Genomic DNA, 24,409 nt, shown 5'->3' on the forward strand with positions numbered 1-24,409 from the left:
TTGCACTTATTAGAAGAAGCCTTTAAATACTCAAGCAACGATCAGCAACTTAAAATTAACTTAACAATAATATTTCAAACATAAAAAAAGCCAGTATGAAGATACTTCATACTGGCTTTTACCATGAACCTAATTTCAATTAACTGAAATTACGCCTTTGTTGCTTGTCTTTTTTCTCTTAGCAGGCGCTGACGTTCTTTATCATCCTGCTTTTCTTGACGGTGTTTCATCACAGCATCACAAACTTCTGCACCGATATGCTCTTCGCCACGTTCTTTAGCTAACTGTACTTGACGCTCACGTTCGATAAAGCGCTGACGTTGTGCATCCGTGTACTTATCAAAGCAATGGTGGCAGCTCACGCCTTGTTGGAAACGCTCATCTTCTTGTTCTTCTTTGGTAATGGGCATACGACAAGCGTGACACTGGTCATATTCACCTTTTTCAAGATCGTGATTCACAGAAACACGGTTATCAAAAACAAAGCAGTCACCTTCCCAAAGTGTCTCTTCTTTTGGCACTTCTTCTAGGTACTTAAGAATACCGCCTTCTAAGTGGTAAACCTCTTCAAAGCCCTGCTCTTTCATATAAGCGGTGGATTTTTCACAACGAATACCACCGGTACAAAACATAGCCACTTTCTTTTGTTTGCCCGGATCCATGTTTTCTTCAACATAAGCAGGGAACTCGCGGAAGGTATCGGTTTTAGGGTTTACCGCATTTTTAAAGGTACCGATTTGGACTTCATAGTCATTACGCGTATCCACCAAAACCACATCAGGGTCAGAAATTAATGCATTCCAATCTTTTGGTTTCACATAAGTACCCACTACTTCTTTTGGATCTATGCCTTCAACACCCATGGTAACGATTTCTTTTTTCAATTTTACCTTGGTACGGTAAAACGGCATCGCCTCATCATAAGATTCTTTCGAGACAATGTTTTCAAGACCCGGTTGTTGATCTAACCAAGCCAACATGGCATCAATACCAGCACGGCTACCTGCGACAGTTCCGTTAATCCCTTCTTCTGCTAATAACAAGGTACCACGTACCTCATTGTCAGTAAGACAAGCTAATAAAGGCTCCCTTAGCTCAACATAATTTTTTAAGGTAACAAACTTGTATAAAGCACAGACAACAACCTGTTCTGTATTTGCTGTTGGGGTATTAGTACGAGTAGATTGAGACATGTATCACTCCAATGCGGTCTGGAACGTAAAACCAGAGCAGTTAAAATTAAGGCGCGCATTATAGTGATATTCGTCAAAGAATTCGAGTTTAATAGGCGTTTTTATCGGAATTTTTTATGTCTAAATGCCCTTTTCTCAAAACTAGATAAGGCCAATCTTAGTGAGTAGGATCGATAACACCAGACACTGAATTATTAATGCGAAACCAACCTGCGATACTGTGTCTTTGACGATTCGCAGGGATGACCTGATGAGGAAAGTCTTCACTTAAGAATACCGCTAAACGGCCTTTTTGAGGTAAATAACGACCTACTTCTTTAGTGTGGTCATGCTCATCAAATAATACAAACTCACCCGCATCTTCTGCTTGCCAGTTGTCGTTAAGGTAAAGCACGGTGGACAGTACGCGATTGCTTTTCCCTGTAAATGCATCAAGGTGCTTTTCATAATATCCACCCGCTTGATAACGAGCATAGTGGGATTCATAGTCAAACAAACCTAACATGAATTGACGGTTTAAAATCTGCTTAAGCAGATCCATTGCCTGAATAAAGTCACGACCAGCAGAGTGTGAGTCTTCTAACCAACAGATATAATCACGTCTTGAATCCTGCTCTTGTTGATAGTCTTGCTTACGACCAACGCCAGCAAGCTTCATTTGGCTAACATCAAGGGATTCAACTTCGTTTTGTAATCTGTTTACTAAGTTCTCATCAAGCAAGTTATCCTGAATGCTATACCCTTGTAAGCGAATATCTTCAATCAATTGGGTCAAAGCTTCGGCTTGAAAAAAGCCCGTGATATCAGCATCAAATTGCATAAATATTCCAAAAATACATTAGGTTAGAATCCAGTGAAGGCGCATAATACGCGAAACCCTCTTACTTGTAGAGCGACAAACCTTGATTTCAATCTAGGCTAACATCAAGTAATGACACTTAATAAAAAAGAATATACCCAAGTTTAAGATTACAGCGATGTCAGACCCTATCAAACCCTATATATTAAGGGATTATCAACAAGATGCAGTCAATGCTACCTTGTCTCATTTCAGGCAAACTCAAGACCCTGCGGTTATCGTTTTACCAACAGGTGCAGGTAAAAGCTTAGTTATCGCCGAACTTGCCAATATTGCCCGAGGTCGAGTACTTTGCCTTACCCATGTGAAAGAGCTGGTTGAGCAAAACCATGCCAAATTTTGTCTCACAGGACGTTCTGCTGGGATATATTCAGCGGGGTTAAAGCAAAAGTCTTTAGATCATCAAGTTACCTTTGCCAGTGTGCAATCCGTTTTACCAAACCTTAATGACTTTAAAGACCCAATTAGCCTATTAGTCATTGATGAGTGTCATAGGGTTGCCATGGATGAAGACAGCCAGTATCAAAAAATATTGGCTCATTTAAGCCAAGTTAACCCAGATATTAAAACTTTAGGTCTCACAGCCACCCCCTTTCGACTTGGCTTTGGTTGGATTTATCAAAATCACTACCATGGATTTAATCGCAGCCAAAAAGAGACCGTCTTTAAAAAGTGTATTTACGAGTTGCCGCTGCGTTATATGATCAAACATGGTTTTCTCACACCACCGACAGTCCATGACGCCACTATCGCTAACTACGATTTTAGTGCACTTGAAACCAATGCTTTTGGCAATGCCAGTGAAAAGGATTTAAACCATTTAATTGGTCAATACCCAAGAGTAACTCAGGCCATTTTAGAGCAAGTAATTGAGTTAGCAAAAAAGCGTACTGGTGTAATGATCTTTGCCGCCACCGTAAAGCATGCAAATGAGATAATGGGTTATCTGTCAGCTGAATCTGCCGCGTTAATTACCGGTGCCACCAGTCATGGTGACAGAGATCAAATCATCCAAGATTTTAAACAAAAGCGTTATCGTTTTCTGGTTAATGTATCCGTGTTAACGACCGGGTTTGATGCGCCCCATGTGGACATGATAGCCGTATTAAGACCCACTCAATCCATTAGTCTTTATCAACAAATTGTGGGCCGTGGCCTGCGGTTAGATGAAGGTAAAGAAAGCTGTTTAATTCTGGATTATGCGGGTAACGGCTATGATCTATTTGCCCCAGAAGTGGGCGAGAAAAAGCCAAATAAAGATAGCGAAGCTGTCATGGTAGAATGCCCTCAATGTGGCTTTCAAAATACGTTTTGGGGTAAAACAGACGAAGAAGGTCAACTTATTGAACATTATGGCCGTCGTTGCCATGGACTCGCTGAAACGCCTGATGGTGAAGAAGCTTGCGACTATCGCTTTAAATTTAAAAGCTGCCCACATTGTGACGGTGAAAATGACATTGCTGCCAGAGTGTGCCAAACCTGCCACAGTGACATTATTGATCCAGACGAATTGCTAAAAAAAGCATTGAACCTAAAAGACGCGAAAGTTATTCGTTGCGCAGGCATTAAAGTTGAATTAAACGAAAAAGAAAATACCGTCTTTGTGCGTTATTTCGATGAAGATGGCAATGAACTGACAGAAAACTTTAAACTCAATAACCCAGCAAGAAGAAAATCCTTTCAACAAGAGTTTGTCAAACGTATCGCCTCAGGCATCACCCAAGTCACCATAAGCCAAGCAAAGGAGATTACGCCATTTTTACCTTATTTGCCTCACCCTGATTTTGTCATTGCGAGAAAATCACAGCATTATTGGAAAGTGACACAAAGGCTATTTGACTACCAAGGCGCTTATCGCAAAGCCAACCAGCTATCTCATAATGAAAAAGCTTAACGCTAGAGCCACTATCACGCTGACTAGCGATTTAACTTAGCCTTTAAAACGCTCTTCGGCCGTTTGATACATATGCTCAAATGGCCTGTTAAGTTGTAATAAGCGAGTTAGCCAGGCAGTTTTAGTCTCTGCTTGACTTGCCAGCATATCCAATAGAACCTGTTGAAAGTTTGCCACCATATTCTCGGCAAAAATACGTGATGAGGTTTCATCCACGCCAACCGCATCAAATCGTTGCATCACACCTTGGGTCAATACCTGTAATTGAGTCTGAAAAAAGCCTTTTTGTAATAAACTTTGCCCCAGCACCAATAGTGTAAACTCACGATATTCAAGATAGAAATCAAACAGGTTATGCGAATAGTGATATAAAAAATCACAAGGATGAGGTTTAGGTGTGGCGCTTAACTCATTGGCAGATTGATGTAGCGAAGCATCCATTTCATCAAAGAAAATTTCTTTAATTAAGGTCATTTTATCAGGAAAGTGGGCAAAGAAGGTTCCCACGGCAACCTCTGCCTGAGCACTGATTGCACGGGTGTTTGTGGCTTCTATTCCTTGTTTTAAAAAGGATGCCTTCGCGACTTGCTTAAGCTTTGATCGGGTATTCGCTTTTTGCTGCTGGCGAGAATTGGGCATTTTTGTCTTCGCTGACATGACACAACCTAAGAGAGGAGATAATGCCCATTATTTTAAAGGATTTGCTGATAAAAGCCATAATTCACTTCATAGTTAAGGCTTAATAAGCAGGTGAAATGAAATAGAGGTTAACCCCTATGTCTCATCGAGTTCATCAATATTTAAGGTTAACTGCTTCATGAACTTTTCAATACGATGGGCGTTTTTACCAAAGTCATGATTACCAATACGAGATGTAGACCTCATATCAACGCGGGTTTTGTTATCAACCATGCGCACTCTAACAACAACATCGTCTAAAAACCAAAATACCGGAGTCGTCGCCGTTGCTTCGATGACCCCTGCACTTGGGTATAAAGAAACAATTTGCCAACCTTGTTGTTTAACCAAATCGACAACCTGCCTGAACACTAAACTGGTTGAAAGGTCACTAATATAAGGCTTAATCTGAGGGTAACTTTGTTTTTGTATCTGGGCATATTCTTTAGGGTAGCTAATGTCATTATCACCCGCATGTCTAAAGCTACTCATGGTAATAAAAGCTGGGGGCGTTTCGGTATCAGTAGTGACATCATTGATCTTAGGAAGATCCATTTTAGGGATATAGAAGCCAAGCCAAATGGCAGAATATAAACCCGAAAAAAGAATACAGGCACTTAAAAAACACAACCTTTCTTTGTTACTAATTCGACGACACTGCCAATAGGCAAAAATGGCAAAGAAGAAAAGAAAAATCGATGCTAAAACGGTTTTTTTAATTAAGATGAAGCCAACTACAGGTTCGAGCAATCCTACTCTTACACCAGCAATAGAGACAAACGCCATTGACCCTGCCAGTATAATTAATCCATATAGTGTAATTGGTATAAAACGTTGCATATCTAACTCAAATATTATTATTTAAAAACACAATAGCGTGGCGAGAGGCGAGAAAACAGAGGGGGGAAAGCGATTCAAGATTGATTCCTTTTTATTTGCATATTTATCATTATTAGATCGTTTTACTTACAATTTGTTGCCACATAAACGTGCACAATGCACAAAAAGAAACGTATAAATTCATATCACTTATAATAGATAGTCATCAAGATATACCTTGAGCCATTGCTGAGGAAAGCTCACATAGGCCTGTTGTTTTGGCACGGCTTGCTCCTCCCTTAACCTCGCTATAAATGACAAACCGGACATGGTGAGATGTAATAGCTTATAGGTGCCCATATTATCACAACGGACAACATCGCATAAAAGAGCATCCTCATAGGCGTTATCCCAAACATGCACAAACTCTGGACGAATTCCCACTTTCAAACTTTGATATTCACGCTTATTGAGGCGATTAAGAACCGCTTGCTCTAAGGGTAAATGATGCTGTCCAATTGAAACCCCCATGGAGTTTAATTTTGCGGGAAAGATATTCATCCCTGGGCTACCAATAAAATGCCCAACAAAGGTGTGAGCAGGGTTTTCGAACAAGGCTTTTGGTGTACCAAATTGCACTATCTTACCTTCGTACATCACCGCAATTTTGTCAGCAAATGTGGAGGCTTCTAACTGATCATGGGTTACATAAATCATGGTGATATTAAATTTGCCATGAATTTGCTTAAGCTTACGACGTAACTTCCACTTTAAAGCAGGATCAATCACAGTTAATGGTTCATCAAATAAAATCGCAGAGACATCATCACGAACCAGACCTCTTCCCATGGACACTTTTTGCTTTTCGTCAGCAGTGAGATTTTTCGCTCTTTTATTTAAAACATGATGCAGTTCCAATAATTCAGCGGTTTCATTGACCTTAGACCTGACTTTAGATTCATGCATGCCAGCATTACGTAAGGGAAAGGCTAAATTATCAAAGACTGACATGGTGTCATACACCACAGGAAACTGAAAAACTTGGGCAATATTTCTCGCTTCAGGCGGCACTTGGTTAACGGACTCCTGATTAAATAAAACGTCTCCCTGGGAGGGTTGAAGCAAACCAGAAATGATATTTAATAGGGTCGATTTACCACAACCAGAGGGGCCTAATAAAGCATAAGCACCACCATCTTCCCATACATGATCCATTGCATGGATAACAAAGTCCTCTACATTTGAGTCTTTAAACTGAGATGCATTATAAGTGTGCGCAATATTCTTTAACTCAATTTCTGCCATTCAGGTGTTTATCCTTAGTTTTAGGAAAATGAAATTAAGCCACGTCTACTAAAGCTTATATGTCATCACGGCAAGTTATAGCTAACCACCAAATCATCTACTAAGCATGGCTCTAGACACTAAACAGAACACAGTCAGAACACAGTCAGAACCCGTTAATTTAAGCCTTTCTTTCATTCTAAGAAGGTAAAGGTTCAATTTAAACTTAGCCATTACTGCTTATTTAATCACCTCACACCAAGTATGAGTGATTGAAATTGACGCACAAAAGTACCTAACCCACCCAAAATTAGCAATGGATTCATTTTTATCCTCATTAAAAAAAGTAACAAATAAAGAAGTTTAATGGTGAAAAAGATGCCCTTAATAGTGTTCACATCTTGTATAATTGTTCATTTTTGAACAGTTGACACTGAACACTCACAAAAGAGACACTGTTCAAACTAATTCAGTAAATGGACTTAGTGAAATGATAATAAAAAACTGCTATCAACGCTTAAGGCAGAATAAAAATGGCTACTGAAAAACCTGAATCACATCAGGAAATCATTGATAACTCTTGGGATAGGTGTCGAACCTATGGTTTAACCCACAGCAGTGAGATCAACATCAATCGTCCTCAAGCTGACGTTATATCTGATATTGTTGAAGCCAATAATTACCTTGTTCATACCACGCACACAGAAGTGTTACCCTACTATGAACACATATTGTCCAATACTGAATGCCTAATCATGTTAGCGGATCATTCTGGTCGGGTCCTAGATTCTTGGGGCGACCAACGTTTTATGAACTCTGAACGTAAGGCAATGTTTGAACAAGGCGTTGCATGGCAAGAAAGATCACTCGGTACTAATGCCATAGGGACTGCACTGGCAACAGGGCAACCCGTACAAATAGAAAGGGATGAACATTTCTTAAAGGCCAACCGTTTTATGGTGGGGTCAGCCGCCCCTATCTATGATGTTAACCGAGAGTTAGTTGGCGTAATTGACGTCTCAAGCGATGCCTATCTGCCCCAAGCTCACACCCTTGGTATGGTAAAAATGATGACCCAATCGGTTGAAAATCGATTGATCATTTCCATGTTCAAAGACGAAGCTTTTACCCTGACCTTTAATACCAACCTGGATATTCTCGACAGCCAATGGTCTGGCCTGATTGTATTTAACGAAGAAGGCTCTATTATCTCGGCGAATCGCCGTGCTGAACTTTTATTAGCCCAAGACCTTGCCCTACTCAATATCGAAAGCATTTTAAACATCAGTTTAAGAGAGCTTAAAAGCCACCCAGAAGAACTCCCCCTAGATTTAGTGGCCTGCAATAAGTTTCGGGTTTATGGCATGTTAAAACGCCCTAATAAACCTAAGCCACGGGAACTTGATTTTCGTAAACAGCAAAAAACAAACAAGCAGACATTCACGCTTGAAAGCATTAATTTGGGAGATAGCAAATTAAAACGTGCAATAGATCAAGCCAGCCGTGTGATTGAAAAAGACATTCCTATTCTGATTCACGGAGAGACAGGCGTTGGTAAAGAGGTATTTGTTAAAGCATTACATAATTCAAGCAGTCGAGCACAAATGCCGTTAGTTGCACTCAATTGCGCCGCTATCCCAGCTGACTTGGTTGAATCAGAATTATTTGGTTATGAAAAAGGCGCCTTTACGGGTGCCAATAATAAAGGTTCTATTGGACTCATTCGCAAAGCCCACAAAGGCACCCTCTTCTTAGATGAATTAGGCGATATGCCCCACAATGTGCAAGCTCGCCTTCTCAGAGTGTTGCAAGAAAGACAAGTTACTCCCTTAGGCAGTACAGAAAACTATTCAGTGGATGTCAGATTAATCTCTGCGACTCACAAAAGCCTAAAGAATAGCGTTGCCATTGGAGAATTTAGACAAGACCTCTTTTATCGTGTTTCTGGTTTAAATATTTCAATACCTGCCCTAAGAGAGCGTGAAGACAAACAGCTGTTATTTCAACAGGTGCTTAACCATTATTCAGAGGCAAACGTTGCACCTCTTCTATCCGCCAATGTGACTAAGTTATTTAGCCAATACTCATGGCCGGGCAATATTCGTCAGCTGGTTAGTGTGCTACAAATTGCTGAAATCATGTCTGATGGACAAAGCATCCAGTTAATTGATTTACCTGATGACTTTATTAATGAAGTTGAAGAAGAGCAGCAAATAAAAGAAGATGAGACCTTTGATCACCAGCCTTCGGGCAAACAAGACAATTGGTTAGCTGTTTTTGAAGCCAATGATAGGAATGTTTCACGCACGGCAAAAGCACTGAACATCAGTCGTAACACCCTGTATAAAAAGCTAAGAGAGCTAGACTTAAAATAATCTTGCCTCATAATAGCCGATTTTCTTGGCGCACTCTCTCCTATGACAGACTCTAAAATACGCTTTAATCTGCATCAGGTTGATTATTTGAGGCAATACTGCCAGTCCATATCAACCCGCCCCTTTCTAGCTAGAGGAGCAAGCCTTACACGCTGCCCCTCTTGTCTAATGGCCCATGATGCCTGTTTTTGTGATGCCAGAGTTGAAACCAACTTACCGATTGAAATCGTGCTCTTGTACCATAGGGATGAAATTCATAAACCAACTAATAGTGGCCGCTTAATTGCAGACCTATTTCCACGACAAACCCATGCTTTTTTATGGTCGCGCAAAGACCCAGAACCTAAGCTACTTGAGCTTTTAAACGAAAAAAATAGAGAGGTTGTTTTACTTTTTCCAGATACGGATAACAAAAACATCTCATTTACAATTCAATCTCAAGCAAGTACTAGCACAAATAAAAAGATGACCCTTATTTTATTTGATGCGACCTGGAAACAGGCCAGTAAGATGTTTCACTTAAGCAAATGGTTAAGAGGCTACCCTTGTTTGAACATTAATATGGAAAAGCAAAAAGCCTTCTTAGTGCGCCATGCCAAGCATGACATGCAGTTTGCTACAGCAGAAGTGACGGCCATGGCAATAAATGCCCTTGGCCATCAAAATGAAGCCAGCCAACTCATGCAATACAATGCCACTTTCAATCAGCACTGCTTGAAAAGTCGTAAAAGGTCGGGACAGATGAAAGTGAATGTTTAAGGCTTTTTTGATAGTAAGGTACAGGTACCATCACTGAAGAATTGAACCGCTTGCTTCTTCTTTTTACCTAACAGAAGTGGGCCATTATCAAAGAAAAGGAAATTCTTCCAACTACGTTTAAATACACCATAGCTTGTTTCAATCACATCATCTTGGTGATAACAGAAATAAATAATATTGTCGTCTTGCCAGTTCTCTAAATGCGCTAATACCTCGTCAGGCAGTGGTTCATCATCAGATTCCCAGCGGGTTTGCCAATCCAAATTAAGGCCAATGGCCTCTGGGTCTTGAGACCAATCCTTTTGATTAAGATGATCAGGATGAGTGCGCTCTTGACTAATATAGTCACGCCATACTTGATTTGCCCTAAGTTCAGTAAAAGGTTTTATTTGAACAAGATCTTCGGGTTGGATAAAGGGGTCTGAGCGTTTGAATATCCAGGCTTTCGCAAAGCCATCAAGGGGTTGGTAAGGCATTTAGAATTTGGTTTCCTAACAATTTAGAGGGCGAATTTCAGTCAATTCGAATCACACAATGTATTCCCTATAAGATACAGCAAATCGGTCATTTTTAACATAAGTGCGCACGCCTTTTATCCTCACGTCATCTACAAGCTGATAGATGAATTATTTTCACCAATTTGATGAAGAAGCATCGTTTGTCCCCTTCTTATTTGACTTTTATACTGCACGCATTGACATTAACACCCAAGAGATTGAAACATAATGAACAACCTTTCGAGCACAGAAATTTATAACTCAACCACATTTACCCTGTTCTCCGCTCTAAAAGAGTATGCAGTGAAATTTAAAAAAGCGATGACAAGCCCTGAAAAATTGAGCGATTTGACCATGCAGAGCCCTGTTGATTTAGATTCTAAAATTGAACTTTTTAACAAAATCAATAAATTAGATTTCATTACAAAGTAATATTTGACGGGTTAAACTCACCACTCTTGTATCAATAGATAAATGGGAGAAAAAGGTGACCTTTAAAGCCATCATTTTTGATTGTGACGGCGTGATTGTTGACACAGAGTCGATAGCGAATCACATCATGCAATCTAAATTAGCGCAATTGGGTTTAGTGCTTTCAGATCAATATGTTCAAGCTGAGTTTACTGGCTATACAACAGATCATAACCTTGAAAAAATAAAAGCATTATTAACCAGAGAGCTGCCCCCTTCTTTCAAAGAAGACTATAAAGCTGACTTTCAAGCTGCTATCGCAAAACATCTCGACCCGATACAAGGTATTCCTGAATTACTTGATAATTTAAGGCCTTTAGTGGCGATGGCAACCAATGCTCAGCGACAAGAAATGGAATTTAAACTGGCTAAAATTGGCCTTACCAGTGTATTTAATCAACGATTCTGCGTAAATGATGTCACACATGCTAAGCCTTCCCCAGAGATATACCTTTTGGCAGCAGAGAGCTTGCAGGTGTCAGCGAAGGACTGCCTTGTTATTGAAGACTCGCCAGCAGGCATCCAGGCAGGAGTACGAGCTGGAATGACGGTTTATGCCTACAGTGAAAAAATGGATAAAGAGAAGCAACTTAAAGCTGGTGCAAGCAAGTGTTTTGACTCTATGAAAGCCTTAAGACACCACTTGAACCAACTTCATTTATATTATTAAAACCTACTTAGCTAAATCCTTTTGCAATTGCTTTAGTAAGCTTCTAGGCAAGTCATTAATGGTTAAAGATTGCGTCGCTTCGTTAAACGAGATGCTCTCTCCTAACAGGTCACTGTCAAAGCTCAAGGTTAAAGTTTTATTACTGCCAGAATAACGAGTCAATTTCTTTAATGCCGCTTTTTCAACAAAAATTTCTTTTTCAAGATTGAAGCTTTCTGAAGCAGCAAGGTCTAGAAACTTACTGGCCTGTTCAGCTGAGAATTGCGTTTCAATTTCAGCGGCAATTTGCTTAAGCTCAATCGGCTCTTTATCTTCTACTTTTTCAAGACATCGATCAGCCACAACTCGCTTTAGCTCAACCGCCGCTTTTTGTGGCACATTCATTTCCTGACAAAATGCAGAGGTCAAATCCACTAGTTTACGGGTCTCTTTAGCGGCCGCGGCCGGCTCATTACAACCAATAAATGCGGTAAAATAATCGCTTTCATGTCGCGGAGCACGACCAAAACGAAAAGCAATGTAACGGGCTTCATCTTGCGCTTTCCAAGCAGATAAATTAATACGCATCGCCATATGTAATTTATCCATTTCTATTTGGTTAATCTGCTCAAGACTTAAATCCGCATTCAGCACAACCCCCTGTTTTCTCTTTAACAATACCACCAGCAAAAAGCTGGTATCTTGCACCTGATAATGATGCAACCACAAAAGACCACCTTCAACATCTTCAACAGGCTCTAGGTGTCTGACATATTCAGCAGCGCAAGCCTTACTGAAACCCACAAAGTCATCAAACTCGGTACCATTAAAATGCTTCGTTAATAAGCCAGGTAACTGAGAACCTTCATCACTGCCTTCAGGGTTACTAAAACGGCCAGTATTCATCCCAGAACGATTAAATAAGTCATTAATTTTTTGGGATAAGGCCATAGCCTGATCATCCACTTGCATTTCTTCTGGGCGTGCAATTAAAAGCGCTTTATCATTGGCACCGTTTTTTTGAATTTCATGAACAATGAGGTTCGAAATAGACACTATTAGCCTCTTAAAGTATTCTGTTTGATTAGCCTTGTATTTTGCGGCATTCATGCCAATCTATCTAGTTAAATAATTTAAACTGTTCTAATTTAATCAAAGAGTTAGCTATTTGATTAGGGAATCAGTTAAACAATGACTTAAAATATGAAACCTTTTGCGGAGCTCATCCCTTTATTATGGTAAAACCCAAGCCAACTAAAAAGGAAACCAGACAAGAAATTGCGAATCAAATAGATGCTTTTTTAAAGTCTAAAGGTGAAATACAGCATGCCGATATGGGTGAGTCTGGCTTAGTTGATGGCAAGTACAATACAAGTCACATAGGTTTTGGTGAACCAAGACAGGAAAGAACCCCTCTTACGCATGTGGTGGCTGAAATGCAAAAACGAAAAGCTGGACCTAAAGCCAATACACACATCCAAAAACGCCGCAAAAAAGTGATTGTATATGATGACTTCGGCGACCCCATTCGCTGGCACTGGGAAGAAGAATAAGTGCCTCAATCTGATGTAAGGAAATGAATAATGAGCATCAAATATTTACACGCTATGCTGCGAACCTCTCATCCTGAAAAAAGCCACGAGTTTTATACTAAAGGCTTAGGCTTAATCAAAACAAAACAATACGATAGTGAAGAAGGCAAGTTTTCGCTTATTTACTATGCGACAGAGCAAGGCGCGCCAGAGGTTGAATTAACCCATAACTGGGATGATAGACGCTATAGCAATGGCGATAATTTTGGCCACTTAGCCTTTAGCGTGTCAGACATTTATAAAACCTGCCAAACACTCAGTGATATGGGTGTCATTATTTTGCGCCCACCAAGAGATGGTCATATGGCATTTGTTAAAGACCCCAATGGCATTTCAATCGAGTTGCTCCAAGAAGGCGATGCTTTGGCGCCTATTGAGCCTTGGCAATCTATGCAAAATACAGGTTCTTGGTAATACCTAGTTCAAAGGAGAGTGGCACTTAAGCCACTCTCTTCTGACATATCTGCTCTTACATAACCCACTTTCAATTACATAAAGTATAAGCTTTTTATCCTTTATCTCTTCCTAGTTACACTTGGTTAACAAAGAAGTTTGAAATTGTCTTATTTGCTACAAATTTCACATAAAAATCAACGTCAGAATGATTTATGATACAAGTATGATAAATGGGGATTTATCTGCAATTTTAATAACTTGAGGCTCTATGAGAAAACACCTTCTTGCATTGTTAGCGCTAATTATCTGTTCTCAGATACATGCCGGTTCCCTTTATGGGGACAAGGTTCGTGCGCGCCTAGCAGATGCAGATAAAGACGGTGTCATTGATGTTAGGGACAAATGTAAAGATACACTTTATGGTACTAATGTTGACCATTATGGTTGCAGCCAAAAAAGTACCAAACTGCTATCGGTTGAACTTAAAGTTTTGTTCGACACTGGCAAGCATGAGGTGAAACCTGCGTTTTATAGCGAGCTTAGAGAATTAGCCAGCTTCCTTAAAAAAAATCCAGCCAGTTCTGTCATCATTGAAGGTCATACAGACAATGTTGGTTCAAAAACCAGCAATCAAACCTTGTCATTTCAAAGAGCGTCAGCCATTGCCGCTGTGATAACGGATAAATTCAAAATTGCCCCTAACAGAGTTCAAGCAAAAGGCTTTGGTGAAACTAGCCCCATTGCAAGCAATGAAACCCACTCTGGACGTGAAGCAAATAGAAGGGTCGTGGCAGAAGTATTCTCAAGACAAACAGCCTCACTCAAACGCTGGACCATCTATAGCGTTGATGAAGAAAACAAAACAGCGCTCACTAAACGATAATCCAAAAGGTTTAGCCCTTACAGCACACTCCCCCTCTTCACTTCTGCCAACACAAGACACTTTCATAGAAAAACGTTCTGATTTAATCTGAAAAGTAATGGGGTTATTGATGCATAACCAATTACTTAAGCGATTCATTTACCTATTTAGCCTCTAATGAAAACAAAAAAAGAGCCTAAATAAGACGTTCAAAACTAGCTAGCTAACTAATTAAGAAAACCCCATTTGGCTCTTCTAACAACCTTTACTCGCACAAAAAACTGAGTCTATAGCAATATGACTCACTAGATTATTGCTTTTTAAAATCTCTCTCAGCCACATGAGAAAGAAGCAGGTAAGCAGATCCAATGAGTCCGCCCATAGAATCCCCATATCGACTTCGATTTAAATATAAGAATTGGTCATTTTTAACGGCAAATAAGTTTTTCCATTGGGCCGAATTACGAAAATCTTCTGTATCCTCTCTGCTGTCTAACATAGGCTCATAAGTGTCGATAATGATATCCGCATCCATATCGCTAATACGTTCTAAGCTATAGTTTATGCCTTGTTTAGCATCCAAATAACCTTGAGGTCGACCTAAGCCCATATCGGCAATGACTTCGTCTAATCCACCGCGACCAATAAGCTGGAAATTATCTTCATATATCTCCAATGTCGTCACTGTAATCTTCTCTGGTTCTGGCACTAGACGCTTAAATTCACTGATGATCCAATCGTATTCTTTTTGCTGATCTTCAAAGCGGTCAGATTTACCCGTCAACTCTGCGAGCTGGCGCGCCCACTCTTTAATCGTTTTCTTTTTAGTTGGCAGAATAACCACAGGTGCAATTTGATCTAACTTAGCTTTAAACTTACTTTGGAAAGAAAGACCAACAATTAAATCAGGTTCAAGTACGGCTATCGCCTCTTCGTCCGGTGACTTATGACTACCGACATAGGTTAAACCTTCAGTATTAAAACGGTGTTGGACACCTCTAAAAATAGGGTCAGACCATAGTCTTTTTCGAGCAACAGAGCCACAAGGTTGAACACCCAGTTCAAATAACTGAATAGTCAAGCTGAAGTCATGTAATGACACCACACATTCAGGCGCGACTGGCACCTCCACTTTGCCATATTCGTTTTCAAAGGTTTGCACTTCTTTTGCCTGCAAGCTCAGTCCGACCAAACCAACACAAACAACCGCTAACTGTTTAAACATTATTTTCCATCCTATACAAAATAACTACGCTTTGCGTAGACGACTAATTAATACAATAAAATAAGGTGCGCCGATTAAGACCAAGACAAGCCCAGCAGGCAATTGCAATGGTGCAAACATGCTCCTTCCCAATGAATCCCCTAATACCACTAAACAAGCACCGATGACGGCAGACAAAGGAATTAAAGCGCCATGACGGTTAGCACAAAAACGTCGCGCTATATGAGGTGCAATTAAGCCAACAAAGGTTAGCGTCCCTGCTGTTGCGACAGAGGCAGATGTCAAAGCGACGCATAAAAACAACAAGAAAGGTAAAGCTTTGCGATTATCAACCCCTCTTGAAAAAGCGACCTTATTCCCCAGAATTAAAAGGTTAAGCTCTCTAAAGCAAAGCCAAGCTAAGCTGCCTGCTATCAAGAGCCAAAACATCATGACTTTCACCTGTGACCAAGAGGCTTGGTGTAAACTCCCCCCAAACCACATCAAAGCAGACTCAACAAAATCAATATCGCCATAGGTAATCAGCATTTCTGAAAACGCACTTAACATGGAAGTAATGCCAACACCTATCAGCACTAATCGAATGGGAGAATAACCGCGCAATGACGATAATAGCCAAACACACGAAGCCACAATAAAGCCGCCAATCATGGCAAAGACGGGTAACAAGAAGATTGGAATGATACCCGGAACAATCACCACAAAAACCAACATGGTGGCACTTGCACCCGCCTCGACCCCAATGAGACCCGGTGACGCCAGTGCATTGCGCGTGATGGATTGCAAAATCACACCCGCAATTGCAAGTGCAGCGCCACATAAAGCCGCCACCAGCAAACGCGGTAAACGAAACTCCCAAACCACACGTACCAGCTTTTCAGGTGCCAATTCAGGCGCAATAATAATCTGCCAACTTTTTAAAATACTTAATTGATAGCTGCCTATTGCTGCACCCCAAAGCAGGAGAAATAATAAAAACAAACAGAAAAAAGCTAACCAAAAAACATCACTGGAACGGGCATAAACACCCACATTAGGAAACAGCTTTATTTGAATTGAGCGAGTAGAAAGCCATATTTTTTTCACTTCATTCTCCCCAACACAAGCGCAATAAAGACGGGAGAGCCGACAAAAGCCGTGATAATGCCCGTATTAATTTCGTAAGGACTTAGCACAACTCTTGCGGCAATGTCAGACAAAATGAGTAACAAGGTGCCTATCAATAAGGAATAGATAAACAGCCAAGCATAGCTGTTCCTTACCAATAACCTGGCGACATGAGGCACAACCAATCCAACAAAACCAATAGGACCTGCGACAGTCACCACACAACCAGACAAGACGACCACTAAAGCCAATCCACTGACTTTAAGTAATAAAACATTTACGCCTAAACTTGCTGCGACACGCTCCCCCAAATGAAACGCATTTAGGGAGCGAACAAGGGCAAAACAACCCACCATGGCACAAATTAAATAGGGGTATACCCAATGCAGTTTTTTAAGGTCAGATGCGCCAATCGCCCCCGTTAACCAATGCCTGACTTTCTCAAGCCCTTGTTGATCAATCAGCAATAAAATGGCGGTCATAGCAGAGAACAATGCGGTTACCACGACACCTGCGAGCACCAATCGCTCAGATCCCTGCTCCCAGCCACTTAACATCATCACAAGCAGTGCGGCAAAAGCAGCCCCTAAAAAAGCAAAAACAGGGACATATCCTTGACCAAACATAGGGAAAAACAACAAACTAGCTACCACAAAAAATGCAGCACCACTGTTAATTCCAAGCAACCCTGGGTCAGCTAAAGGATTACTACTGATCGCCTGCATCATTACACCCGCTAAGGCGAGTGACGCCCCCACGACCACGGATACAATCAGACGTGCCTGACGACTTTCCCTTATGATTACCTGATCCATATCGGCAGTGTTATAGTCGAACAAGGCATGCCAGACCGTCATCCAATCAATCTCTTTTGCCCCCAGACTAAGGTGCAAAAATGCGGCAATAACTAGCGCCAAAAGTAGTAGCACAACACCAGTTACACGAGCAACTGGAAAGCCACTCATACGATGAGTTTCCACGGTACTACGCATAATGCATTTGCTGCCTATTATTCAAATCGGTTGTTTGAGCCAGGTTATCAGGTGATGTCACCACAGGCAGCGCAATAGGGGTGTCATTGTAAGGATCAGTGATGATATGAGCGTTCAGACCGAATACCGAACTTAAATTTTCTTTAGTAAACACCTCTTTCACTTTTCCTTGGGTAAAAACTTTGCCTTCTTTCATCATCACAAGATAATCTGAATAGGTCGCTGCCTGATTCAAGTCGTGTAATACCGCAATGATTGTTTTACCCTTGGATTTAAGGGAAGCAATCAGGTTCATTAATTCAACTTGATGTGCCACATCTAAATAAGTTGTCGGTTCATCTAATAATAAAACTGGCGTATCTTGTGCGAGCGTCATAGCAATCCAACAACGTTGTTGCTGCCCTCCTGAAAGTTGCTCTAGGGGCAAATCCAAATAATCCCCCACATTGGTCACTTCAATCGCATCATTGACTGCTTTTTCGTCGACATCTGACCATTGTTTCCACCAGTTCTGCCAAGGAAAGCGCCCTTGCATAATCAACTCCCTAGCAGTTAAACCAGAAGGTGTCGTAGTGATTTGTGGTAAGAGAGCAAGTCTTTGAGCGACATCCTTGCGTTTCAACCCTAACAAGTTAGTCTCATTCAAAAAAACATCGCCCTTTGTGACCTTTAATAAACCTGAGATAGAATGCAATAAGGTCGTTTTACCGCACCCATTGGCACCCATTAACGTAATAAAGCCACCATCAGGTAGCGTCAGATTAATGTTTTTTAAAATCTGTTTATTCTTGTAGCCTGCATTTAGGTTTTCAATAACCAGCATTCAAACGTTCCATTTCATATAAACAAAAAATCAGCGCCACTTAAAAAGTGGCACTGATACGGTATTTCCTAGCTTTTAAATATTAGAAATCTATACGTGCTGTCGCATAAATTGTACGAGGATCACCTTGGCTGATTCGATAAGTATTACTACCACTGGCAGTATAATAAACTTCATCCGTTAGGTTTTTCACACCGGCATTAAGTCGTAATTGCGTCTCATCAGCTAGAGGCAAGTAATACCAAACTGATGCCTCATAAACCGTGTAGCTTGGAAGGCTAAAGGTGTTGGTATCATTACCATAACGCTTACTAACATATTCCGAACCCATTCCAAAACCTAAGCCAGCTAAGTCACCACCTTTAATTTCGTAAGAACCCCAAAGACGCATTTTATGGTCAGGAATATTGTATGGTGTATTACCATTATCATCACCATCATCAGATTCAATGATTTCTGCATCCATATAAGAGTATGAAGCCAGTACATTTAAGCCTTCTAAAAATTGCATAGAACCACTTACATCAACACCACTGGTTTCTGTTTCACCATTAAGAACCGTATTCAAGCTGCCATCAACTGTCGCCACATTTTTACGCTCTAATGCGTATGCGGAAACACTTAAACGAAGCTTGTCATCAAGCATGCTGGATTTTAAACCCACTTCCACTTGTTTCGCCGTTTCAGGGTCGAAGTCACCGCTATAAACCCCTTCTGTAACAGAAGGGAAGTTAGGCTTGAAGGATTCTGCATAGGAAGCGTAAACAGAAACGTCATTTGAAACCTCATAGGTAGCACCCAACTGACCACTAATATGGCTATTTGAACTATTAATTTCTACCGCTTCAGGATCAGAAACCTCTGTGTAGGTCAAACTATTACTGGTTGTGTAATAAGACGTGTAATCACCTTTAATCTTATAATAATCGTAACGAGCACCCGCCAAGATATTTAAACGATCTGTGACATAGGTTAAGTTCTGAATAGACAAACCAAGCTCATCGGTCGTTGTGTCGCTATTACTAATATCCGTTGTCGTAAGCTTGGAATTCGAAGCAGAGACTGAATCTGTAATATCGATAATATCCGCATTAATAGCATAAGTTCCACCTCCTATATCAACCAAGGCTATTCCATCCGTCTCATCTACTTTTTGACTATGATAATTTACCCCGATATAGAGGGTATTATCTAACCCGCCTAACTCATAATCACCCGTTAGGCTATCGGAGAAGAAAGTATCACTTAGCTCCATTTCGTTAGAATCAGTTCGACGCAGCAATAAATTATTACTTTGTACTGAGCTTAAATTGATATCTGAGTTATTAGTTAATATATCAGTTACACTTGAACCCGCAGTAAGCGATGTACCATCACTTAAACCAGCAACTCCACGCGTTTGATAGTCATCAAGCTCTTTTTCGTAATAGCCCACTTTGAACTTATTAGTCCAGCCATTATCAAGTTCAAAATCCCAATCAAATTGAAGCAGATCATCTGTTGTGTCACGGATATCATATTCAGAACCCAAAGCTCTTTCATAAGGAATATCAGCAATAGAAAGATCACCACTGCCATCGTCCACCATGACTGTACCACGATCAATCGGCAGCTCTTGCTCCGAGTGATTTAAACGTAAGGTAAAGGTATTTTGATCATCCGGTGTATAAGTTAAAGAAGGCGAAACCGTTAAACTCTTACGCTCTGTGTTGAAAGTGCCATCTTCTGTTGTTACTTCACGATAAGTTTCCGTGTCTTCTCCACTAAGGACGATGCGATACTGAGTGGTCTCTGACAAAGAACCTGTACTATCCAATGTCAGCTTTTGTTTTCCATACTCATCCGCATCTATTTGAACAGAATGGGCGCTTTCTTCCTGAGGTTTTTTGGTGACCACATTCACAAGACCACCTGGACTCACTTGTCCATGTAAAATCGATGCAGGCCCAAGAACCACTTCAACACTTTCAATATTAGCAACATCAATATTGTATCGAGTACTCACCGGGCTACCGTCTAAAAACAGGTATTCATTTCCCATACCTCGAATATTGACTTCTGTTTCCGCGCCACCAAAACCATCAGAGCGAGTAACCGCCGCAGAGTTCGACAATACATCATTAAGGTCTTTGGCGTTTTGATCTAAGATTAATTGTTCAGGAATAACTTGAATGGTACGAGGCACGTCATCAATGTCAGTCACAAATCCAGTCGCAGACTCAGCTTCATCAAACTCATAGCGACTCAGTTTCGTGCCTTCAACCACGATAGGGGTTAATTCAACATTTACGTCTTCAGTATTCTCTTCCGCCATTGCCAAAGGAACAGTAAACAAAGATAAAATAGATGCTCGCATTACATTACGTTGCACTTCACGACCAATTAAACGAGCCAAAACCGTTCTCTTCATGAACTAATTCCTTCAATAAATATGTGTAAGAGTTATAGAAAATTTTAATGTAATTCATTATTTACAATAATGGGAATTATTATCATTTCGCTCACCATTGTCAACAACAATTAAGTTATTGTCTTTGTTAATTTTTATATAGACAATATAAGGCCTCAGGGACAAACCACCCCAAAAGTGAATAACAAACCATAAAGTGAATAAATTAGGGCTCATTTTGACAATGAGTAAAGAAATGAAATCACAAAACTTAAAAGTCTCGATCTAGGAGCAATAGCGTAAAATGCAAAAACACACGTCTGTTTTTCCAATCAATACACAGATACAAAACACTCTCCCCACTTTGTTTTGTTTACCGAGTGCAGGCGGGTCTGCTGCCATGTACCGTGAATGGCAACAGCACCTTAACAATATTCAAGTAATCCCAGTAGAATACCCAGGCAGAGGCGCTCGATTTACCGAAGCATTTGCTGAAGACATAAAATCCCTAGCGTTGGAGATTGCAGATACGATAGTGCAAAGCCAAATGACTCATTTCAGTATCTTTGGTCATAGCCTTGGTGCACTCATCAGCTGGGAAGTCACCCTTGAGCTAAAAAAGCGAAACCACCCTCTCCCTCAACACCTTTGGGTCTCAGCAAGAAAAGCGCCTCACTTTAAACCTTCAACTGAACGCAGAAGTGACTTAGATGACTCACGTTTACTGGCCTTATTAAAAGAGATGGGGGGCACTCCCGAGGCGTTCTTAAACAACATTGAGTTTCAAGCATTACTGCTACCCATTATTCGCGCAGACTTTAAGCTGCATGATGATTACGTGTTTCAGCAGGAGCATAAAGAGCGCCCTATGCTAGCTGTTCCTATCACTGCATTAGGCGGGCAAGAAGATACGCAAGTCGCTTATGACACCTTATCAGAATGGTGCCTTTACTCGGATTTGTCGTTTGAACAATTTGAATTTCAAGGGGGGCATTTTTATTTGCAAGACGCATCATTTTTAGACTGGTTTAAGAATAAGCTCGCGCTTTGATTTTTCTTTGATAAGAAAATGACCTTAATCGCTCAGAAGAATAGCCACTAATTAACACGTTTTTGAAAAGAAAAATCTTGATGCACCCTAAGCTCTTTAGCGTGCATCATAGACATTAAACAGAAAGAGCAAGAAAATCTAAAGGTTCTTCCAAGCGGTTAAGCCGTTTTCACTGTCCCATGTTTGAGTAAAATCAGAAAAGGCGTGTCGCTTGGCTTTAGCTGTCTTCTTCGGCGTACCAATAGACAAGACACCTAACACCTCATCTTTCTCTTTTAAGTTGAGAAGGTAACGCAAGGCATCATCAGACGCTAACGTATGCCAAATTCCCGCAAAACCAAGGGCATGAGCTGCTAACAATATATGCTCACACGCCGCTGCACCTGAAAGCTGTTGGTCCAACACGGGCACATGATGCTCTAAAGTAAGAGCAGAACACACAAAGATCATCATGGGTACTGCGGCGATTTCCTTTACAAAAGCGTCAAGATGCTCTTTTGACATACTGGCTGAATATTTCTCTTTCACCAGCATAGACAGATCTTGAATCCCCTGTCCTTTTACTAGGATAAATCGCCAAGGTTTTAAATTTCCATGATCAGGGACTGTCATAGCGGCTTGCAATATGGTTTCAATTTGCGCCTTATCTGGCGCGGGGGCAATAAGGTTGCCCCGCGCATAGGAGCGGCGGCTCATGAGTGTTTCAATAGCATCCATTTATCACTTTCTTCCTCATAGGGTTTAGCCTTTTTACTTGTACTTTCTATTTTCTACTTAAGCTGTTGCTGTTTTTTCAATTGGAGTGTGAAATAAAGAGTCCGTTTTGAGATCAAAGGCACTAATACAACCTCGATCCAATCGATACACTTTATCAGCGGCATCAAAATAACGATCATCATGGCTAATAGCAATAATGGTTTTTCCTGCTACTTTCAACTCAGGTAAAATTTCTCTATAGAAAACATCTCGAAACACTGGATCCTGATCTGCTGCCCATTCATCCAGCAAGAGCACCTGTCTATCTTCCATATACATTAAAAGTAACGCCAGACGCTTACGCTGTCCCTGAGACAAAGAGGTCGTAGAGAGCTTGCCTTCTTCAATACTCACCTTATGATCTATAGCTAAACGCTTTAAGTAGTAATCGACCCTTTCTTTAAAGTAATCATTATCATGGTTAGCTGAATCTGCTTTATGAGAGCCATCTAACACATCATCAAATAGAAAGAAGTTCGGGAAAATAGTGGAGAAACAACTGCGATAATGGGCAACATTGTCAGAAGTAACCGACTCTTGGTTAAACTTAACAAGGCCGTCTGTTGGTAAATACAAGCCCGTTAATAACTTGGCTAATGTGGACTTACCACTGCCATTGCCCCCCACTAAAAAGATTAATTCGCCTCGATTTAGCACTAGATTCGCTGGCCCTAAGGTAAATCCAGTTTCTTCGCCCTGACTTGGATACTGATAACAGGCATTAACCAAGGTCAGGGACTCAAACTTAGCTTCTACGACAGGTTTCTCTGCACCTTTTTCTGTGACTGTGACTGTTTCTTTTTCTGTACAAGCAGCATCAGCAAGCTTTAATTTATCAATCGCTTTAAGGGCAACGGTGCCTCGTATCACAGAAGGAATCGCTTCAAGAATCATGGCGATGGGGGTCCGTAAAAACATGGTTGTCAGTACATAGCCCACCACCACATCTTGTGTGATGGCTGCCTGCGTCATACCCAAGAAGAAAGCCAAACCTATCAAGCCGAACACCAGTACTGTGGTCCAGTTTAGGTTAATCGCCCACAATAGATCCGCTTTAACAGCCGTATCCATCGCGCCTTTTGCCGCAGGTTCGAAGCGTTTATCAAATAAATGCTGACGCCTTGGTTGGCTTAAACCCAATTCATTACGACCCTCAATGACAGCCTCATATTGCTCAAAGAGACGCTCATCATAACGACGCACATCCGCCATCATGACCTTAGTACGCCCCACCAACTTAAAGTCCCCCCAGACACCCAGGGCAACCAACACCAAGGTACAAAGAAACAATAAAGGCGAAAGCCATGCCAAATAACTAATGCCTGCTAATAACAAAAGACCATTGTAAAGTGAAATAGGTAATTGTTTGGTCGCATTAGCCACCATGGTCACATCTCGTGTTAGCACATTATAAAGAGCTGGCCCTCCAAGCTGTTCCTGACGCTCTAATGAGGTATTTAGAATCCGCCTAACAAGTTGCAAGCGTAACTGATACACCATACGGTGGCCCAATCCGACTAATAAAGATTGAGACCAGACGCCACTTATAAACAAAATGGCGACCATAACGACATAAGCAATGACAGTATTTGTCAAAGATTCAAAGCCGTGTTCCAAGGCATGATTCACACCACCAATAATCATGACCCCTGCCACCGCACTTAAAGCACTGGCAACAATAGCCAATAACATCGTTCGTCGAGACTGTGCCAACAGCTGTTTAATCATCTCCACTTTA

Annotated in this window: 23 protein-coding genes; 9 read left to right on the plus strand and 14 right to left on the minus strand. The window is 40.9% G+C overall.

Going from position 1 to position 24,409, the window contains the following annotated elements; translation table 11 throughout:
* Positions 1–149: 149 nt before the first annotated feature.
* Both MED121_RS22400 and MED121_RS22405 read right to left on the minus strand, forming a co-directional pair.
* Positions 150–1,193, minus strand: a complete 1,044-nt coding sequence (locus tag MED121_RS22400) for a rhodanese-related sulfurtransferase (RefSeq protein WP_009836098.1) — start codon at positions 1,191–1,193, stop codon at positions 150–152.
* A 157-nt stretch (positions 1,194–1,350) separates the two neighbouring features.
* Positions 1,351–2,013, minus strand: a complete 663-nt coding sequence (locus tag MED121_RS22405) for a 2OG-Fe(II) oxygenase (RefSeq protein ID WP_009836099.1) — start codon at positions 2,011–2,013, stop codon at positions 1,351–1,353.
* A 157-nt stretch (positions 2,014–2,170) separates the two neighbouring features.
* Here MED121_RS22405 and MED121_RS22410 point away from each other — a divergent pair, with 157 nt between their 5' ends.
* On the plus strand, positions 2,171–3,946 hold the full coding sequence (locus tag MED121_RS22410) for a DEAD/DEAH box helicase (RefSeq protein ID WP_009836100.1): 1,776 nt from the start codon (positions 2,171–2,173) through the stop codon (positions 3,944–3,946).
* Positions 3,947–3,982: 36 nt separating this feature from the next.
* Here the strand turns inward: MED121_RS22410 and MED121_RS22415 are convergent, their stop codons facing one another.
* The 3 genes from MED121_RS22415 to MED121_RS22425 all read right to left on the minus strand — a co-directional run bounded on the left by MED121_RS22415 (position 3,983) and on the right by MED121_RS22425 (position 6,748).
* The gene (locus MED121_RS22415) at positions 3,983–4,603 is read right to left on the minus strand and encodes a TetR/AcrR family transcriptional regulator (RefSeq protein WP_009836101.1); all 621 of its coding nucleotides are present in this window, start codon (positions 4,601–4,603) and stop codon (positions 3,983–3,985) included.
* Positions 4,604–4,720: 117 nt separating this feature from the next.
* Positions 4,721–5,464: a DUF1499 domain-containing protein gene (locus MED121_RS22420; RefSeq protein WP_036181702.1), complete on the minus strand. Its 744-nt coding sequence runs from the start codon at positions 5,462–5,464 to the stop codon at positions 4,721–4,723.
* A 189-nt stretch (positions 5,465–5,653) separates the two neighbouring features.
* Entirely contained in the window at positions 5,654–6,748 is a 1,095-nt protein-coding gene (locus MED121_RS22425) for an ABC transporter ATP-binding protein (RefSeq protein WP_009836103.1), read from the minus strand.
* 512 nt (positions 6,749–7,260) lie between these two features.
* On the opposite strand from MED121_RS22425, the gene MED121_RS22430 reads away from it, so the two are divergent.
* Both MED121_RS22430 and MED121_RS22435 read left to right on the plus strand, forming a co-directional pair.
* Positions 7,261–9,102, plus strand: coding sequence for a sigma-54-dependent Fis family transcriptional regulator (locus MED121_RS22430; protein WP_009836104.1), 1,842 nt, complete (start codon positions 7,261–7,263; stop codon positions 9,100–9,102).
* A 42-nt stretch (positions 9,103–9,144) separates the two neighbouring features.
* Positions 9,145–9,861 carry a tRNA-uridine aminocarboxypropyltransferase gene (locus MED121_RS22435; protein ID WP_036181705.1) on the plus strand — a complete coding sequence of 239 codons (717 nt, stop codon included), beginning with the start codon at positions 9,145–9,147 and terminating at the stop codon, positions 9,859–9,861.
* Here the strand turns inward: MED121_RS22435 and MED121_RS22440 are convergent.
* Positions 9,858–10,337, minus strand: a complete 480-nt coding sequence (locus MED121_RS22440) for a DUF2947 family protein (protein WP_009836106.1) — start codon at positions 10,335–10,337, stop codon at positions 9,858–9,860. The two genes, MED121_RS22435 and MED121_RS22440, sit on opposite strands and share 4 nt — an antisense overlap.
* A 324-nt stretch (positions 10,338–10,661) precedes the next feature.
* On the opposite strand from MED121_RS22440, the gene MED121_RS24780 reads away from it, so the two are divergent.
* The gene (locus MED121_RS24780) at positions 10,662–10,790 is read left to right on the plus strand and encodes a hypothetical protein (RefSeq protein WP_278043836.1); all 129 of its coding nucleotides are present in this window, start codon (positions 10,662–10,664) and stop codon (positions 10,788–10,790) included.
* Positions 10,791–10,845: 55 nt separating this feature from the next.
* Complete coding sequence (locus MED121_RS22450; RefSeq protein ID WP_009836109.1) at positions 10,846–11,499, plus strand: HAD family phosphatase; 654 nt, start codon at positions 10,846–10,848, stop codon at positions 11,497–11,499.
* 3 nt (positions 11,500–11,502) lie between these two features.
* Here the strand turns inward: MED121_RS22450 and MED121_RS22455 are convergent, their stop codons facing one another.
* Entirely contained in the window at positions 11,503–12,534 is a 1,032-nt protein-coding gene (locus MED121_RS22455; RefSeq protein WP_036181709.1) for a nucleoid-associated protein, read from the minus strand.
* A 179-nt stretch (positions 12,535–12,713) separates the two neighbouring features.
* Between MED121_RS22455 and MED121_RS22460 the strand changes: the two genes are divergently transcribed.
* The 3 genes from MED121_RS22460 to MED121_RS22470 all read left to right on the plus strand — a co-directional run bounded on the left by MED121_RS22460 (position 12,714) and on the right by MED121_RS22470 (position 14,349).
* A complete protein-coding gene (locus tag MED121_RS22460; RefSeq protein WP_009836111.1) occupies positions 12,714–13,031 on the plus strand; it encodes a hypothetical protein in 318 nt (105 codons plus the stop codon).
* A 30-nt stretch (positions 13,032–13,061) separates the two neighbouring features.
* A complete protein-coding gene (locus tag MED121_RS22465) occupies positions 13,062–13,484 on the plus strand; it encodes a VOC family protein (RefSeq protein ID WP_009836112.1) in 423 nt (140 codons plus the stop codon).
* A 250-nt stretch (positions 13,485–13,734) separates the two neighbouring features.
* Positions 13,735–14,349, plus strand: coding sequence for an OmpA family protein (locus MED121_RS22470; RefSeq protein ID WP_009836113.1), 615 nt, complete (start codon positions 13,735–13,737; stop codon positions 14,347–14,349).
* Positions 14,350–14,638: 289 nt separating this feature from the next.
* Here MED121_RS22470 and MED121_RS22475 read toward each other — a convergent pair whose 3' ends face one another.
* The 5 genes from MED121_RS22475 to MED121_RS22495 all read right to left on the minus strand — a co-directional run bounded on the left by MED121_RS22475 (position 14,639) and on the right by MED121_RS22495 (position 20,885).
* Positions 14,639–15,553, minus strand: coding sequence for an ABC transporter substrate-binding protein (locus MED121_RS22475; protein WP_009836114.1), 915 nt, complete (start codon positions 15,551–15,553; stop codon positions 14,639–14,641).
* 24 nt (positions 15,554–15,577) lie between these two features.
* Positions 15,578–16,639, minus strand: a complete 1,062-nt coding sequence (locus MED121_RS22480; protein WP_009836115.1) for an iron ABC transporter permease — start codon at positions 16,637–16,639, stop codon at positions 15,578–15,580.
* Entirely contained in the window at positions 16,636–17,652 is a 1,017-nt protein-coding gene (locus tag MED121_RS22485; protein ID WP_009836116.1) for an iron ABC transporter permease, read from the minus strand. The genes MED121_RS22480 and MED121_RS22485 overlap by 4 nt, the downstream gene beginning before the upstream one ends.
* On the minus strand, positions 17,645–18,475 hold the full coding sequence (locus tag MED121_RS22490) for an ABC transporter ATP-binding protein (RefSeq protein ID WP_009836117.1): 831 nt from the start codon (positions 18,473–18,475) through the stop codon (positions 17,645–17,647). The genes MED121_RS22485 and MED121_RS22490 overlap by 8 nt, the downstream gene beginning before the upstream one ends.
* A gap of 82 nt (positions 18,476–18,557) precedes the next feature.
* Positions 18,558–20,885 (minus strand): TonB-dependent siderophore receptor, encoded by a 2,328-nt coding sequence (locus tag MED121_RS22495; RefSeq protein ID WP_009836118.1) that lies wholly within the window; start codon positions 20,883–20,885, stop codon positions 18,558–18,560.
* Between the two features lie 283 nt (positions 20,886–21,168).
* On the opposite strand from MED121_RS22495, the gene MED121_RS22500 reads away from it, so the two are divergent.
* Complete coding sequence (locus MED121_RS22500; protein ID WP_083789443.1) at positions 21,169–21,915, plus strand: thioesterase domain-containing protein; 747 nt, start codon at positions 21,169–21,171, stop codon at positions 21,913–21,915.
* Between the two features lie 138 nt (positions 21,916–22,053).
* On the opposite strand, the gene MED121_RS22505 is transcribed toward MED121_RS22500, so the two are convergent.
* Both MED121_RS22505 and MED121_RS22510 read right to left on the minus strand, forming a co-directional pair.
* Positions 22,054–22,632: a nitroreductase gene (locus MED121_RS22505; RefSeq protein ID WP_009836121.1), complete on the minus strand. Its 579-nt coding sequence runs from the start codon at positions 22,630–22,632 to the stop codon at positions 22,054–22,056.
* A gap of 57 nt (positions 22,633–22,689) precedes the next feature.
* A complete protein-coding gene (locus MED121_RS22510) occupies positions 22,690–24,399 on the minus strand; it encodes a cyclic peptide export ABC transporter (protein WP_009836122.1) in 1,710 nt (569 codons plus the stop codon).
* Positions 24,400–24,409 lie beyond the last annotated feature (10 nt).

Origin of the sequence: Marinomonas sp. MED121, assembly GCF_000153025.1 — a bacterium.
GTDB lineage: Bacteria > Pseudomonadota > Gammaproteobacteria > Pseudomonadales > Marinomonadaceae > Marinomonas.